Genomic DNA, 15,219 nt, shown 5'->3' with positions numbered 1-15,219 from the left:
TAAACATTGAAAATAAAATTCTGATACTTTAATAAAATGTCTCATCTAGCTCATCTAATTACATATCTTTGCTGTTGTGGTTTGCAGATGCAAAGTGAGACACTCGATGACTAATTACCGCCAGTCTTCTTTTCGTCGAATTTTAGTAACGAGAATACTGCTTCTGTTCGTTCCAGTTTTACTTATAGGCGAGATTGTTGCCTTGAATAAGGCACGCTCTAGCATATTGGGAACTGCCCGTCAAAATTTAACAGAAAGTGCTATCAGTAAAGGGGAGAGAATTGGAGATGCGATCGCTATCTTAAGAGCTACTTTGCTGAGTGTAAGTAAAACAACGCTGATTCCGTCAAATTCGCCTATACAAGAGCAAGAAATTCTCACGCAGCTAAAGCAACAACTTCCACCCAGTATTGAGTGCATCCAATTAACGAATCTGTTAAGCCAGAAAATAGTTGCTAGTAGCTGTGGGGATCAAGCAATAGGAGAATTGAAATTACCTTTACCTAGTGATGGAATTGATGTCAAGGCAATCTTCCCCCCAAAGTCAGGAATAACTGGAAAAAGAAACGCACAAAATCAATTGCAAGTAGTGTTATCTGCACCAGTCTCTGATAGGCGAAAAAATTTATACAGCTTAAATATTCAGTCTGCATTGTCCCAACAAACCAGAAATGCACCGGGATCGCTCACAGGCGCTATGGTAGTGATTGCTGAAGATGGCACAATTTTGGCACACCCATTCACAGACTGGGTGGGAACTAATATTAATCAGCACCCAAATGCTTCCCAACTCAAGAGCATAATTAAAAATGCAATTGCGGGGCAAAATAATTCGATAAATTTGTCTTTTACACAGGGAAACGAATTAGTCGCTGGTTATACGGCTATTGCAAATCCACTTACCCAACAGCAGCAGCAAAAATGGATAGTCTTAGCTGTTACTAGTGTTGATAATGCGCTTTTTGGTTTAGAGGAAATCAAACTAATTCTCATCGTTTTGACAGTTGGTCTGATTGGTGCAAGTTTGGTAGCATCTTTATATCTAGCTCCTTACTTGGCACGTCCTGTAGAAGAATTGCGAGACTACGCTCTAAATATTCACTCTCACCACGCCGCCCAACCAGTTCCGCACAATTTTCAAATCAGAGAATTCAATCAACTAGCCCAAGCATTAGACCAAATGGTAGAACGGCTCAAAGCTGGCTCAGAAGAACTGGAAATAGCTTGGAAAGAAGCAAAAAGCGCTAACCAGATTAAAAGCCAGTTTTTGGCTACGACTTCTCATGAATTGAGAAACCCATTACATACTATTATTAACTGTATTCGCCTGGTTGAAGATGGCTTATGTGATAGCCGAGAAGAAGAAATGGAGTTTCTTAAACGTGCCGATGAAACAACGATTCATTTGCTAAATATTATTAATGATTTACTCGACATTTCTAAAATCGAAGCAGGTAAGCTTTCTGTAGTCACTACACCTCTTGACCTCCGACAAATATTGCTAGAGGTAATTAATTTACAATCAGTTAATGTTCAACAAAAGGGCTTGCAATTGAAATGCGAGTTAGATCCTCAAGCTATACCAATTAAGGCAGATGCCGCAAAATTGAAGCAAGTGCTGATTAATGTTATCGGCAACGCCACTAAATTCACCGACGCAGGAAGCATCACCATTGCTACAGAAATTCAATATAGTAATGGTAAATCTCAAGTGGTGGTAATAGTTAAAGATACAGGTATAGGAATTGATCCCACTCAACAGCACAAACTATTTCGCCCCTTTGTGATGGTGAATGGCACAACCAGCCGCCAGTTTGAAGGTACTGGACTAGGATTAGCAATTTCACGAAACTTAATCGAACTCATGGGAGGCAGCATTACTATTGAGAGTGCGGGACTTCATCAAGGTACGACGCTGAAAATTACCTTACCTTTGATTGATATCTCGCTGTTACCTGTTGCCAAGAAAGAAGAAAATGTTGGCGATCTTGGATTTTCCTCTGTGAATGATGCGGTAAAAGCAAGTCACTACCCTAGCCTACAAGAGTCTGGGAGAAGTCCTTCCTTGAGTCTTAACAAATCTGTAAAAGCAGATGTAGACAAAGAGAAGTCCTCGAAGTTCCAGGTGTTACTTGGGAACGAGACTTACGAGATTAGTCTTTCGCCGCAGCAAACTCTCTTGATAAGTCTTCCTAAAACAAAAGTTTATGCGAATGGGGCTTTTGAGAGGTAATCGTCGCTGCGCTCCAATAGACATCTCCAGAAATTTAATATGCGTTACCCAGAACCGCTCTAGAGACGTAGCACTGCTACGTCTCTAACAAGTAATTGTTTCTTATTTTCGATTAAGAATAAAAGTTAATATTGCCCCAAATAAAGCAATTTTACAGTTGATTTACGCCCACTAATTCGCTTTTATAGCGATGCAAATAGCTAATATAAAGCAATAAACATAACTTAAATAATACATCATAAAAGTAACTGGCACACTCTATAAAGACATAAATTGTATCTTTCAAGATTAAGAAACTTTTACATATAATTACTAGCTTTAATTTGAAATTGCTGGTACTGTCAGATTGTCAAATCTTTAAAGATTTTACCGAATAAAAATACATTTATTATGACCATTCCCTAGTATGGTCTGCATTTTGCGTGTTTTGTCTCTAGAGATACAGCGCTTCCGGCTATTATGCAATACAGTTTTTCTCCTTGCCCTCTCCTATCAAAGCTTTCAGATTTGAGGATGTACCTCATAGCTGCCGGAAGTGCTGTATGCGATCGCTATCAAGTATCTCTACCTTGGCTCTCTAGATGTTTGAGTTTTTAACAATCGTCTTTACCTTCTACTCCCCCGTTTAAATTAGCAAAGGAAAGTTAGCCCACATGACACCCATTAAATCTGCTGTTGTAACTATTTTGGATAATGATTCTAGTCTCTTACTGAGTGATAATTTTAATACGGAAAACAATGGAGTAGGAGTTTTAAATTATTTCAATCTTGCTAATTGGAATGTTGCTAGGGGTAGTGTAGATTTACTTGGGAATGGTTCTTATGATTTTCTGCCAAGTAATGGTCTATATCTGGATTTAGACGGTAGTACTTTTAGTGCGGGTAAACTAGAATCTAAAACAACGTTTAACTTTAATGCTGGCGACAAAGTTACATTGAAGTTTTCTTTAGCAGGCTCCCAAAGAGGAGATATTAACTCAGTTACTGTATCGCTAGGGAGTATCTTTACAGAAACTTTTACTCTAAATAGTTCTCAGCCATTTACTGAGTTTACTCGTAGCTTTATCATTAGTTCACCAGGAAGTGGAAAACTTGTTTTTGATCATGCTGGAAACGATAATATTGGGTTGCTTCTAGATAATGTGAAACTCAGTAAAAACGGCAACAAAGGCCAAGTGCTAAACGGTACTTCTGGTAGCGATAGTCTAGTAGGTAGCAATGGTAATGACAAAATCGATGGTAAGGGTGGCAATGACCTGCTAAGGGGTGGCACTGGTAATGATACTCTCATCGGTGGTGCTGGCAATGATATTCTCGTCGGCGGTGCGGGTGCTGACAGATTTCTTTACAATACTGATGCTGTTTTTGTCAGTTCTGCCATTGGTAGTGATACCATTAGTGACTTTAAGAGTTTCCAAGGTGACAAGATTGTACTGGATAAAACTACCTTTAGTGCCATCGGTTCTGCTGTAGGGACAGGTTTTAGTAATACCAGTGATTTTCAAGTCACTAATTTAGTCCAAGGCAGCACAGCGAAAATTGTCTACAACGCTGTGAGTGGACAATTGTTCTACAACCAAAATGGCAGCGCCGCAGGTTTTGGCAGTGGGGGTCTATTTGCGACTTTGGTTGGTGCGCCAACTCTCACAGCATCAGATTTTGTACTGCAAAACTAGTAGTCTGTCCCAAAAGTTTTGATAGATGGTGGTGGTCAGATCCCCGACTTCTTAAAGAAGTCGGGGATCTCGCAGCCCCTCAAAATCAATGCGATAGACCACTATCCCTCTTCTGTCACTTTCGGAAAACATTTACCATTTCTGAATTCTAGAGCTTTTGTATAGCAAGCGATGTCTACGACGGGCTACGCCTACGCGCGATTCTTTTCTAATAACAAATACAAGACACATTTTTTTCTAATAGTATAGCTTGCATTGATTGCCTCATGAGGCTTCTAGCAATCGCCTTCCCGGAGAGTGACAGAAGAGGGATAGGTTGCAAGAAAAACAGGCTTGCCGCCTTGCTGAAGAGATACTGTTAGTGCAGCAAGAATTTCTACTAACTGTGTGCCTACCCAACCAGACGATACCTCTGAAGGAGTATTGCTGAGAACAGAGACAACAAACGTGGAGCAAACTCGCCCCAATGGTTCCCCTGGCTCTAATTCCAGCACTACCTGCCTTTGATTTACCGGAATAAATTGATTACCCTCCTGTTCAAACTCTCCATGTAGCAGCGTTAGAGGTGATAATTGCAACATTTCATCAAAAATCAAACTACCAAGGCTACCGACAATCCCCAGCCGTCGCTGCTTATCAGGATTCAGCCAGCACAAGTGAATATAAGCTTGAAAGCCATCTGGGTATGTCAGTGTTATCCATACTAGATCAGCTAATCCCTGCTCTCCGCATCCCTGTAGCCATACCGTACCCGTTGCCTGTACTTTCACAGGAATCTTACCTAGCCAAGCGTTAAAGATAGCAATATCGTGAATCGCTAAGTCCCATAGTGCATCAACATCTTGCCGGACAGGCCCCAAATGGGTGCGCGTCGCGTAGCCATAGCGTAAATCACCTAATTTACCCCCTTGTACTACAGTTTTTCCTTGCTCAACTGCTGGGTGAAATAAATAAGTGTGGTCAACCATGAGTATTAAATGATGCTGCTCTGCTAACTGGCAAAGTTCCCGGCATTCTGCTGGGTCGAGAGTTAAGGGTTTTTCAGCTAAAACATGATATCCCTGTTGGAGAGCGTCTTTAATTAAAGCATAGTGGGTGGTAGCTGGAGTTGCGATCGCCACCCCTGTCAACCCTGGCACTTTCTTTAAATCTTCCCACTGCGTTGTTAATACTACATCTTCATCTAAATTAAACTGATGCTTTACCGCCGCTAATCTTTCTGGATGGGGGTCTACTACAGCAACTACATCTACTTGGGGATTTGCTAAGAAATTCCGTAGCAAATGGACTCCCCAACGCCCAACTCCGATAACAGCAATTTTAATTTGGTTTGTCATTTGTCATTTGTCATTTGTCATTAGTATGCAAGGGACTAGGGATAAATGACCACTGACAACCAATTGAGTTATCAGTTTATCAGCACTATTTTTGGTTTAGGGTATTTCTGGTTGAGGAATTGCTAAAAAGGCTACTTTAGCTGCGGCTTGTTCAGCAGTTTTGATTGATCGCCCTTTACCTTCTCCTAGCTTATTTCCGTGTAGCCACACTTGGGCTACGAAACGTTCTTGATTTCGGTGCGGTTGAGTGACTTCCACAACCCGATATTCTGGTAAAACTTTAAATTGTGCCTGAGTCCATTCTTGGAGAGCAGCTTTGTAATTAAGTCTGGCAGGATCGAGGCGAATTTCTGTCGTTAGTTCTTGGAAGTGGGGATCTAGCCAAGAGCGGATCAGTTCCAGATTTTGAGTACTTAAATAAAGCGCACCGAGAACTGCTTCAAAAGCATCTGCCAATCGTGACTCTTGACCAACTTTATCAGCTGTAGCACTACCAGCGACTAGTAAGTATAACTCTAAACCATAAACTCTAGCCAATTGGGCGAGAATGCGATCGCTCACCAACACCGAACGAATTGCCGCAAAATCCCCTACTGGACAATCGGGATAATTTTCCCATAACACAACAGCCGACACCAGGCGTACCACTGCATCGCCAACAAACTCTAGCTGTTCATAATTTGCCGAATCAGAGACAGTGGGATGAGTTAGGGCTAAATCCAGCAGTTCCCACTTTATCGGTGCTTCTAGCGACAAACCTAATTTTTGGACTAAACTTTCGAGTTGCCGTTGACGGCGTGGATAAGCAAGGGGCATTACATGACAAGGGCAAAGGGGCAGGGGGAGGCAACTAGCTAGCTATCTATCTTATACCTCTAAAGTTCTTGGACTATTACTCTAACAACTTTTCGCTACTTCTCTCTATCTAGCTTCTCTTGAATAGCTTGACGGCAAAACTCAGGAGGATCGTCTTTAGCTTTCACTTCTTCCTTCATTATTTTGGTGACACGAAAATTCAATTGTTCGGTTAATTCCTTACTTGGTTGATTTCCAAAGTTTTCAGGTTTACCCTTAAGGATTAAAATCTCCTATGTTCTCTCAAGTACAAGCGCCAGAAGCAACGCTAGAAGCTATGGGAACACCGACACCACAGCAGTCAGCATTGCTGAAGGTGACGATGGAGGGAAGGAAGCTAGAATACCCAGCACGGTACAGTCAAGAGAAGTTGTTTGGACTATATCTGGTTAAATGGCATCTGGATACAGCATTAGAGATATTGGGAATGCTCTAAATGATGAAATAACTTTTGACTCTGCCAATTTTGGATTTTGGATTTTAGATTCAATCCAAAATCCAAAATCTAAAATCGAATGGTTCACCACTAAAAAAGGGGGGAGAGAGCAGGACATAAGCCGGGTTCTGTTCTCTTGCGAGGGCAGTTATCTATCTGGGACGCTTGTTACCAAACGCCTCTAGCGGCTCTCATTGAGCGGAACTGGTAAAAAACCAACCGTAGTTCCTATCGCCTTGCTCCCAACCGGGGTTTACCGAGCCAGCACCTCTCGATACTGCTGGTGCGCTCTTACCGCACCTTTGCACCCTTACCAAATTGAGTTAAGAGTTATGAGTGATGAGTTAAAAGTTAATAATTCCTAACTCCTAACTTCTAACTCCTAACTGTTTTGGCGGTATCTTTCTGTGGCACTATCCTCACGATCGCTCGCACTGGACGTTATCCAGCAAGTTTGGTCTTTCGGGAGTCCGGACTTTCCTCAAACCAGTAACTATGACTGATCTGCAACTGCCTGCGCCTACTCTCTCCTTAGATCCAGTGTAATCTTTGGTTGACGTAGTATGTTGACATGGCATTACTTTTTTTTATTCCAAGGTAGAGCGTAAGTCCAAGGTAGTTTCCTGACTGTGAAAGGACAATTGATAATGCTAATGGGAGGAAAATCACGACCTGGAGCTAGACCTAAACGGACCTCAGATATCCTTAACACCAGTTGCAGAGAAAAGTCCAACTCCTTTCTTCTGTTAATAAAGTCGTTGTACAATTTTTTTTGCAGCCCGTTGATATCAATTAGTGGTTTTTTTGCTGAATAGGTTCCAGCTACTTGATCGCGTTGGAAAACATCTTCTGCTGTCACCGTTTCCGAAAGTGTTTTATTCGGGGCAATCAGGCTTGGACTTTGGGGTACTGCTAAGTCGCGGGTTAAGTCTGGTGATTTTCTAATTACCCGGCGCGATTGCTTGCTATGTTCAACGACTAAAGAACTGTTGTCCCAGTCAACATATACAGCAATATTATCAGATTTGTTTTCAATGCTAATCGATAAATCTTTCAACTCGTCAATTGGGTATGAGGATTTAAGTTTAAAGGAAATGCCAACTTTATCGTCGAGATTGTGTTCTTTGAGTTGCTCATCAACGATTCCTTTTTTAAACTCAAACTTAATTTGATCGTCGATGGATTCAACCATCCGGTTAAAAACATAGGAAACACCGATAATATAAATCGTTAAAACTACTAAATTCTGGTCGCTACTCCTCATAACTTAAAATATTAACTCCCGGTGCTAATGTAATGTATACTTGAGTCTATGATCCATGTATAATTTTTAATTTCGCTTGATTGTTACAGAATTTTGCAGCCAGCCTCGGCGCCAGAAAAAGAATAGCAAACCAAATGCGATCGCCCCCATCAGAGCCAAGCAAGCTGGGTAGCCCCAATACCAATTCAACTCAGGCATATTATATGGCGATTTGTCAGGATTAAAATTCATTCCATATATTCCGGCCACAAAAGTTAGGGGGATAAAGATTGTCGAAACCACAGTTAGTACCTTCATGATTTCATTCATTTTGTTGCTGACTGCCGAAAGGTAGACATCCATTAATCCCGATGCTAATTCTCGATAAGTTTCCACCATATCCATCACTTGTACCGTATGGTCATAACAATCTCGTAGATAGATTCGCACTTCTTCACTAATTAAATCACTGCCATCACGAATCAAAGAATTAATTGCATCCCTCTGTGGCCAGATAGCACGACGTAATTGGAGTAATTCTCGCCGAATTTGATAAATGTTTTGGAGTGTTTGTGGGGTAGGTCTGCCTATTACCTCCTCTTCCAACTCTTCGATTCGCTCCCCATAAAGCTCTAGGACTGGGAAAAAACCATCAATAATTGCATCTAACAGAGTGTAAGCTAAATAATCCGCTCCCTGTTTACGGATGATACCTTTATTTTTTTCAATCCGCGATCGCACGCCTTCAAAGCAATCATGTTGTGGTTCTTCTTGGACTGTGAGTAAGTAATGTTTCCCCAATATTAAACTTACTTGTTCGCTATAAAAACCACATGTTCTTTCCTTTGGTACTACCATCCTGGAAATGAATAACAATTGGTCTTCGTAATCCTCTGTTTTGGGACGCTCCGGTACATTAACTACATCTTCTAAAACTAAAGCATGTAATTTAAAAACGTTACCCAATCGTTGTAATATATCTTGACTGCCCAAACCTTGGACGTCTACCCAAGAAATCGATTCCATCTCCAGATATGGAACACACTCCTCTGGAGTTGCTATTTCTTCGCGGATAAAATTGGTTTGGTTATAGTCAATCAAGAAAATTATCGGTGGCGGAGCATCTGCATCAATAATAATAGTTCCTGGTAAAGTCCCTGGTTCGTGATGGAACTCATCTTCATATAGCCTAGTGACGATTTTGGGAACGCGGCGCAGTTTTCGTGCCATGTAATACTACCTAATAGTCATTGGTCATTTGTCATTTGGAAATAACAAAGGATATAAGGATAATTTATACATTATTTTACAAAAATTAATCTTAAAACGCATTAAACCCGAAGAACCCCACCCCGCCAAAGCTGCGCTTTGTCTCCCCTCCCCGCAAGCGGGGAGGGGATTAAGGGGAGCCTGCGCGGTCTTCTCCCAAGGGGAGACGGCAAAGCCGATGGGGTTTCCCCAAGTGGAGCGGCTGGCGTGTGGGGTGCAATGACTGTGGGAATCATAACTCGATATAAAAAACAGTTTGCCTTGGCAAGACAAACTGTTTAAAAAATACTTATCTGGGTTAGCAGAAGTTAGAACATGCCGCCCATGCCACCCATGCCGCCCATGCCGCCCATGCCACCCATGCCACCCATGCCACCCATGCCGCCCATATCAGGGGCAGCAGCAGCAGATTTCTTCTCTGGTTTTTCAACAACGATCGCTTCAGTAGTTAAGACCAAACCAGCAATGGAACCAGCATTTTGCAAAGCTGAACGCACGACTTTGGCAGGGTCAATAATCCCAGCAGCGATCAAGTCTTCAAATTCGCCAGTAGCGGCGTTGTAGCCAATGTTGATGTCGCTATCGCGGACTTTCGAGACGATTACAGAACCTTCAGCACCAGCGTTGTCTGCTATTTGGCGCAAGGGGGCTTCTAGCGCTCGTTGGACAATATCAGCCCCAATTCTTTCTTCGTCATTTTGTAAGGTCTTTTTAATCGCTTCAATGTTCTTAGCTAAGTGAATTAGGGTCGTTCCACCACCAGGAACAATACCTTCTTCCACAGCAGCTTTAGTAGCGTTGAGGGCGTCTTCAATTCGCAGTTTCCGGTCTTTGAGTTCGGTTTCGGTTGCCGCACCCACTTTAATCACTGCCACACCGCCAGCAAGCTTGGCGATGCGTTCTTGGAGTTTTTCTTGATCGTAGTCGGAATCAGTTTCTTCCAACTGTCTGCGAATTTGAGCAATCCGTTTTTGTACTTCTGGCTTAGTGGTACTGCCAGCGACAATTGTAGTGCTTTCTTTGTCAATGGTGATTTTGCGGGCAGTTCCCAACGCTTCTAGAGCAGCGGTATCTAGACTTAAGCCGATTTCTTCGGAAATCAACTGTCCATCGGTGAGAATAGCAATATCTTCTAACAAAGCTTTGCGGCGATCGCCAAATCCAGGTGCTTTAATTGCAGCTACAGCTAGTACACCCCGCGCTTTGTTCACCACCAGAGTTGCCAAAGCATCACCTTCAACATCTTCAGCGATGATCAGCAAAGGCTGACCAGAACGGGCGACTTTTTCCAAAATCGGCACTAAATCTTGGATGCTGCTGATTTTTTTATCAGTCACCAAGATTCGGGCGTTTTCAAATTCGACGATTTGTCGCTCATTGTTGGTGACAAAGTAGGGAGAAATATAACCCCTATCAACCTGCATCCCCTCAACTACTTCTAGTTCAGTGGTTAGAGATTTAGATTCTTCAACAGTTATTACACCATCTTTGGTGACTTTTTCCATTGCTTCGGCTAGCATATTGCCAACTTCTTCATCATTACCAGCAGACACAGTTGCAACTTGAGCGATCGCACTACCTTCTACTGGCTTGGCTATTTTGGCAATTTCTAGTACCAGTGCCTCAATAGTTTTGTCGATCCCGCGTCTTAAGCTAACTGGATTACTACCCGCCGCCACGTTCTTCAAACCTTCCCGAATCAAGGCTTGTGCCAAAACTGTGGCAGTGGTTGTCCCATCCCCAGCAACATCTTTAGTTTTTGAGGCTACTTCTTGGATGAGTCTTGCACCAGTATTTTCCAAAGGATCTTCTAATTCAATTTCTTTGGCAACAGTGATACCATCGTTGACAATTTGAGGTGCGCCAAATTTTTTCTCTAAAAGGACATTGCGACCTTTAGGCCCCAAGGTGATTTTTACGGCATCGGCAAGGGCGTTAACACCCCTTTCTAGAGCTCGCCGAGATTCCTCGTCAAATGCAATAATTTTCGCCATGTTTTATTTCTCCAGCGCTTCCATTAGACAATTTAGCACTCACAAGCCAAGAGTGCTAATCTCCCAATTGGCTCAAATTACAAATGGAAATAAAAAAAATTGATTAATATACAGGTGATGCTCATATTAGATACAGGCACTAATGCTTGAATTGGGAGATGAATCTAGACAACTCCCTTAAGTCCCTTGGTATTGCCGACCCTAGCGGCACCGGCTGGTTGGCGGTAGTATTTACATTCCTCTTGGCTTGCATTGTAACGTGGCGTTTAATTCCGACAGTACGCAAATTCGCCTTGCGGGTAGGTTGGGCTGACCAACCCAATGCCCGGAGGCTCAACCGAGAACCTTTACCCAATGCAGGGGGGCTGGCTATCTACGCGGGTGTAATTGCCGCGCTGGTATTAGCTAGCCTTTTACGACCGATTGAACTGCAAAATGTATTGGCTCAGGTGCTTACTATTCTGTTGGGGGGTTCGATATTAGTCCTTGTGGGCTTTATCGACGATCAGTTCGGTTTACCGCCCTCCGTTCGATTGTGGGCGCAAATCATCACAGCCCTATTGCTAGTAGCTAATGGTATCAGCGTCAAAGTGTTGTTTGGCACCCCCATCGACTCGCTGCTGTCGATCTTGCTAACAGTAATATGGGTAGTAGGGATTACCAACGCCATCAACTTAATGGATGGGATGGATGGGTTGGCAGGAGGGATCAGCTTTATTACCGCCATGAGTTTGTTGGGCGTTGCAGCCCAATTTAACAATCGGGCGGCGGCAATTTTGGTACTCGCAGCTTTGGGGGGTGCAGCACTAGGCTTTTTGCGTCATAACTTCCATCCGTCACGGATTATTATGGGTGATGCTGGAGCATACTTTTTTGGCTATGTGCTGGCAGCAACTAGTATTTTAGGAAAACTGCAACAAAACACACTTTATGCGCTAATTCCTACGGTTTTATTTTTGTTGTTACCAGTGCTAGACACCACTCAAGTATTTGTACGGCGGCTACTAGCAGGTAATAACCCTCTGAGTACTCCTGGGAAAGACCACTTGCACCATCGCTTACTTGCTTGGGGACTCTCCCAGCGCAATGCTGCATTTACACTTTGGTCAATTACCTTAGTTTTCAACCTGCTGGCGATGAGAATACAAGGTATGAGTTGGGCTGTGATCACAGCTACCGCTAGTAGTATTATCATTCTTTTGGGCTTTACTATCTGGCAAAGGATACGTCAACATCCTTAGTTGTTTGTAGGGTGGGCATTGCGATGCTAACCCTACGATGTTTTATTCACTCCATCAAAAATTCAAGCTTGAGTTAAATTATCTTGCAACCAAGCAACTAAATCTCCTTCTTTGGTAGGTGCGTCAAGTCGTAAATAGAGAAATATTTCTGAAAATAAACGAGCGTAAAATCCGTTATCTTTTTGAAATTGAATCTCCACAAAATAAATCGTTTGACTGCTAGTATCAGTAATAGTAAGACAGGGCAAACGCATATTATTTACTAATAAAAATTTTCCTAGTAGCTAGATAATTGTGAAAACATAATGGAAGTTTTATCAACTTCTTTACTAATTAGTTCTAAGGAAATATTTCCTCTTTGTTTACTATCTTCTACATTAGATTCATTCAAATCATTAATGATTTGTTTTACAGGAGGCTCCTTTGATAATAAAATATGTTCTAAACTAGTTAGATTTTCTTCTTCTACATTATTTTCATGTAACTGACTAATAAGTTCTTTTAATATACTTAAAACTACTTTTGTTGTATCTTTATCATTATTAATCCGACTTAATAACTTCCTGCATAAATCACCAACAGTAGCTATTGTCTGCTCCCTAATAGTTTTGTCTGTTTCTGCATAGTGAACAGCAATATATGCTAAACTAGAAATATCTTCCAGTTTTCGTCTGTCTGATTCATTAAACTTTTCTTTTTGATGACTTGCAACAATTAGTAGACCGCGTTGACTTTTATTTTGATCCCAAACAGATACACCTAGTTCTGAATTAATATTATTAAAATATGCTTGATACTTTAGTTTAGTTTCAACATCATTCACATCACTAATACATCGTGGTTTTTCATACATTTTTACCCAAGCAGCATCATTCTCAGTTATTTTTTCGTGTCTATAAGAAACTTCAAATTGGTTATCACTAGCATAATTCTCTTGTGTAATAATTTTTTTATTATTCTTATCAAAAATAGTAATTTCTCCTACATCGGCTCCTGTGATTTGTACGGCTTTTTGTACAATTAGTTTTATGTCCTCCTGATTTGTTATGATTCCTAGCTCAATACTATCTCGTGTTTCTGACCATCGTTGATTGTGAATGGCAGTAGCAGCGGAAGATGCTAAAGAGTTAATAATTTCCTTTTCTTCATCCACAAAGTTGTGAATTCGTCGATAGTTAATAAACATGACTCCGAGCAGGTCATTATTTGCTTTCAACAATATACCAGCAGCAGATTTAATTTTTTCTCGATTAACAAATGATGAGTTTTCTAGAATAGGTTCATCAGAAATTTTAGAAGCATAAATGTCTTTTTCACCCTTGATTAGTGACCAGGGTACTGCATTATCATCAATAGTTTCTGTATCCATATTTTTATTTTCCAGAAACTTACCTGCAAAAGTTGGTGCAAATGGAAACTTGTTTTCTGCTTGGATATATTCATAAATAACAACAACATCTGCTGCCAAAGCATTCAATGTATTCCAGGCAATATAACTTACTAATTTACTACCTATCTCATTAAAAGATTGTGTAATAGATTGCAAAGCTGATAGCTGACGAGTTTTTTCACGCAATTTTTGATATTTTATAACATTTCTTATAGCAACAACAGCTTTATTAATAAAATACTTTCGTAGTTGTTCTACTAGCTCTTTAGAAAATTGGGATTCTTCCCAATAATGCACGTACAACACTCCTACTAAAAGAGGCTTTAATTGTTCGTTTTTTTGAGCGTTATCTTTTTCATTAATAGTGGATATACTACGTAGTATAACTTTATCTTCGCTATTAATTAATAATGGAATAGCAGTATAAGCTCTTGATCCTCTTTCCCTAGCTTTCTCACTAAACTCAGGATTTAAAGTTCCATCTTCTTGAGAAGAATATATTACTTTTACTTTTTGTTCAGTAATAGCTTGCCATCCCAATCCCCTTTGGCGAGGATAAAATTTGTTTACTGGTGTGGGACCTGGATTCCCCGAAAAAATTTCATATGTATATTTTCCTCCTTCTTGTTGCGGATTCCATAAAAAGTGGAGTGTAGTTAGATCAGCATGAAAAAGTTTTCTAGCACTCTCAGCAATAGTTTCTAAAACATAATTTAACCTTATTCGACGTATACTCAACGCTTCCTCAGCAAGTAGTTTTGCTAGCAAGATTACCTGTTGATCTGTAATTGATTTATCTTTTTTTTCATACCCTGCTTCTAACGTACCAATCACTTCCAGTGAAATATTATCAGGCAATTTATCCATATGAAAAACTCTATGTCCATCTTCTTGCTTTTGAATAAAGTTATTCTCCCAATTATATTTTTTAAACCAGTCATCCATTAACTTATTATTTTCGTCATCAACTAAGAAAATAGGAGTAAAAATACGGCTAACACTATCATGCTTAAATCTATCGTAGACACCCAAATCAAATCGCTTATCCCATCCAACAATAATTTCAGTTTGACAAGTTTTAACAATATCCGCCTGAATATCTCTTAAATTTTTTTCTTCGTCAATATGATGCCTTACTTGATCCACCCATTTTTTAGCAATGCCAGTTCCATACACAGCTTCAATAGTATTTTGTTCTGGCATAACTAACGATATACTAATAAAGTCAAATTTAAATTCTTCTTGAATTTTTTTACATATATTCTCAAGGGTAGTTTCGTAACCATCAAGCTCTGAAGTTGCCAGCACTATTTTTTGATCAGCTTCCAGAAATTCTTCAAATGCCTTGCTGGCACTGTTTATAATAGTATTAGTAAGGTTAGCTCCTGTCAGGTCAACATCACTTAGGTTATTATTAATTAGTTTAGCATTAGTGAGGTCAGTATCACTTAGGTTAGCTTTTGTAAGATCAGCACCACTCAGGTTAGCATTAGTGAGGTTAGATCCTGTCAGGTTAGCTTTTGTAAGATCAGCACCACTCAGGTT

General features: G+C 40.7%; 11 protein-coding genes and 1 other RNA gene. 4 read left to right on the top strand and 8 right to left on the bottom strand.

Features of this window, described 5'->3' with window-relative positions:
* Positions 1–106 precede the first annotated feature (106 nt).
* Both V7K32_RS21645 and V7K32_RS21640 read left to right on the top strand, forming a co-directional pair.
* Positions 107–2,233: an ATP-binding protein gene (locus V7K32_RS21645; protein WP_334995836.1), complete on the top strand. Its 2,127-nt coding sequence runs from the start codon at positions 107–109 to the stop codon at positions 2,231–2,233.
* Positions 2,234–2,886: 653 nt separating this feature from the next.
* The gene (locus tag V7K32_RS21640) at positions 2,887–3,909 is read left to right on the top strand and encodes a calcium-binding protein (protein ID WP_334995835.1); all 1,023 of its coding nucleotides are present in this window, start codon (positions 2,887–2,889) and stop codon (positions 3,907–3,909) included.
* Between the two features lie 275 nt (positions 3,910–4,184).
* Here the strand turns inward: V7K32_RS21640 and V7K32_RS21635 are convergent, their stop codons facing one another.
* Together V7K32_RS21635 and rnc are read right to left on the bottom strand one after the other, a co-directional pair.
* A complete protein-coding gene (locus V7K32_RS21635) occupies positions 4,185–5,246 on the bottom strand; it encodes a Gfo/Idh/MocA family protein (protein WP_334995834.1) in 1,062 nt (353 codons plus the stop codon).
* A gap of 96 nt (positions 5,247–5,342) precedes the next feature.
* Positions 5,343–6,062, bottom strand: a complete 720-nt coding sequence (rnc, locus tag V7K32_RS21630) for a ribonuclease III (RefSeq protein ID WP_334995833.1) — start codon at positions 6,060–6,062, stop codon at positions 5,343–5,345.
* Between the two features lie 274 nt (positions 6,063–6,336).
* Here rnc and V7K32_RS21625 point away from each other — a divergent pair, with 274 nt between their 5' ends.
* On the top strand, positions 6,337–6,537 hold the full coding sequence (locus V7K32_RS21625) for a hypothetical protein (RefSeq protein ID WP_334995832.1): 201 nt from the start codon (positions 6,337–6,339) through the stop codon (positions 6,535–6,537).
* 102 nt (positions 6,538–6,639) lie between these two features.
* On the opposite strand, the gene rnpB is transcribed toward V7K32_RS21625, so the two are convergent.
* The 4 genes from rnpB to groL form a co-directional block, all read right to left on the bottom strand.
* Positions 6,640–7,064: RNase P RNA component class A (gene rnpB / locus V7K32_RS21620), an RNA gene on the bottom strand.
* 50 nt (positions 7,065–7,114) lie between these two features.
* Complete coding sequence (locus tag V7K32_RS21615) at positions 7,115–7,801, bottom strand: hypothetical protein (RefSeq protein WP_334995831.1); 687 nt, start codon at positions 7,799–7,801, stop codon at positions 7,115–7,117.
* Positions 7,802–7,867: 66 nt separating this feature from the next.
* On the bottom strand, positions 7,868–9,010 hold the full coding sequence (gene corA, locus V7K32_RS21610; protein WP_334995830.1) for a magnesium/cobalt transporter CorA: 1,143 nt from the start codon (positions 9,008–9,010) through the stop codon (positions 7,868–7,870).
* 347 nt (positions 9,011–9,357) lie between these two features.
* The gene (gene groL / locus V7K32_RS21605) at positions 9,358–11,043 is read right to left on the bottom strand and encodes a chaperonin GroEL (protein WP_334995829.1); all 1,686 of its coding nucleotides are present in this window, start codon (positions 11,041–11,043) and stop codon (positions 9,358–9,360) included.
* A 158-nt stretch (positions 11,044–11,201) separates the two neighbouring features.
* Between groL and V7K32_RS21600 the strand changes: the two genes are divergently transcribed.
* Positions 11,202–12,284 carry an MraY family glycosyltransferase gene (locus tag V7K32_RS21600; protein WP_334995828.1) on the top strand — a complete coding sequence of 361 codons (1,083 nt, stop codon included), beginning with the start codon at positions 11,202–11,204 and terminating at the stop codon, positions 12,282–12,284.
* 62 nt (positions 12,285–12,346) lie between these two features.
* Here V7K32_RS21600 and V7K32_RS21595 read toward each other — a convergent pair whose 3' ends face one another.
* Together V7K32_RS21595 and V7K32_RS21590 are read right to left on the bottom strand one after the other, a co-directional pair.
* The gene (locus tag V7K32_RS21595; RefSeq protein WP_334995827.1) at positions 12,347–12,538 is read right to left on the bottom strand and encodes a DUF2887 domain-containing protein; all 192 of its coding nucleotides are present in this window, start codon (positions 12,536–12,538) and stop codon (positions 12,347–12,349) included.
* Between the two features lie 23 nt (positions 12,539–12,561).
* The coding region (locus tag V7K32_RS21590; RefSeq protein ID WP_334995826.1) for a pentapeptide repeat-containing protein at positions 12,562–15,219 on the bottom strand (2,658 nt) is incomplete at its 5' end.

Source organism: Nostoc sp. (genome assembly GCF_036917635.1).
Taxonomy (GTDB): domain Bacteria; phylum Cyanobacteriota; class Cyanobacteriia; order Cyanobacteriales; family Nostocaceae; genus Nostoc.
The sequence above is the reverse complement of the archived record's forward strand: the minus strand, read 5'-3'. Positions and strand labels throughout refer to the sequence as shown.

Coding starts and splice junctions, on each gene's coding strand:
- V7K32_RS21645 (WP_334995836.1), top strand. CDS start 107: ATGACTAATTACCGCCAGTCTTCTTTTCGTCGAATTTTAGTAACGAGA.
- V7K32_RS21640 (WP_334995835.1), top strand. CDS start 2,887: ATGACACCCATTAAATCTGCTGTTGTAACTATTTTGGATAATGATTCT.
- V7K32_RS21635 (WP_334995834.1), bottom strand. CDS start 5,246: ATGACAAACCAAATTAAAATTGCTGTTATCGGAGTTGGGCGTTGGGGA.
- rnc (WP_334995833.1), bottom strand. CDS start 6,062: ATGCCCCTTGCTTATCCACGCCGTCAACGGCAACTCGAAAGTTTAGTC.
- V7K32_RS21625 (WP_334995832.1), top strand. CDS start 6,337: ATGTTCTCTCAAGTACAAGCGCCAGAAGCAACGCTAGAAGCTATGGGA.
- V7K32_RS21615 (WP_334995831.1), bottom strand. CDS start 7,801: ATGAGGAGTAGCGACCAGAATTTAGTAGTTTTAACGATTTATATTATC.
- corA (WP_334995830.1), bottom strand. CDS start 9,010: ATGGCACGAAAACTGCGCCGCGTTCCCAAAATCGTCACTAGGCTATAT.
- groL (WP_334995829.1), bottom strand. CDS start 11,043: ATGGCGAAAATTATTGCATTTGACGAGGAATCTCGGCGAGCTCTAGAA.
- V7K32_RS21600 (WP_334995828.1), top strand. CDS start 11,202: ATGAATCTAGACAACTCCCTTAAGTCCCTTGGTATTGCCGACCCTAGC.
- V7K32_RS21595 (WP_334995827.1), bottom strand. CDS start 12,538: ATGCGTTTGCCCTGTCTTACTATTACTGATACTAGCAGTCAAACGATT.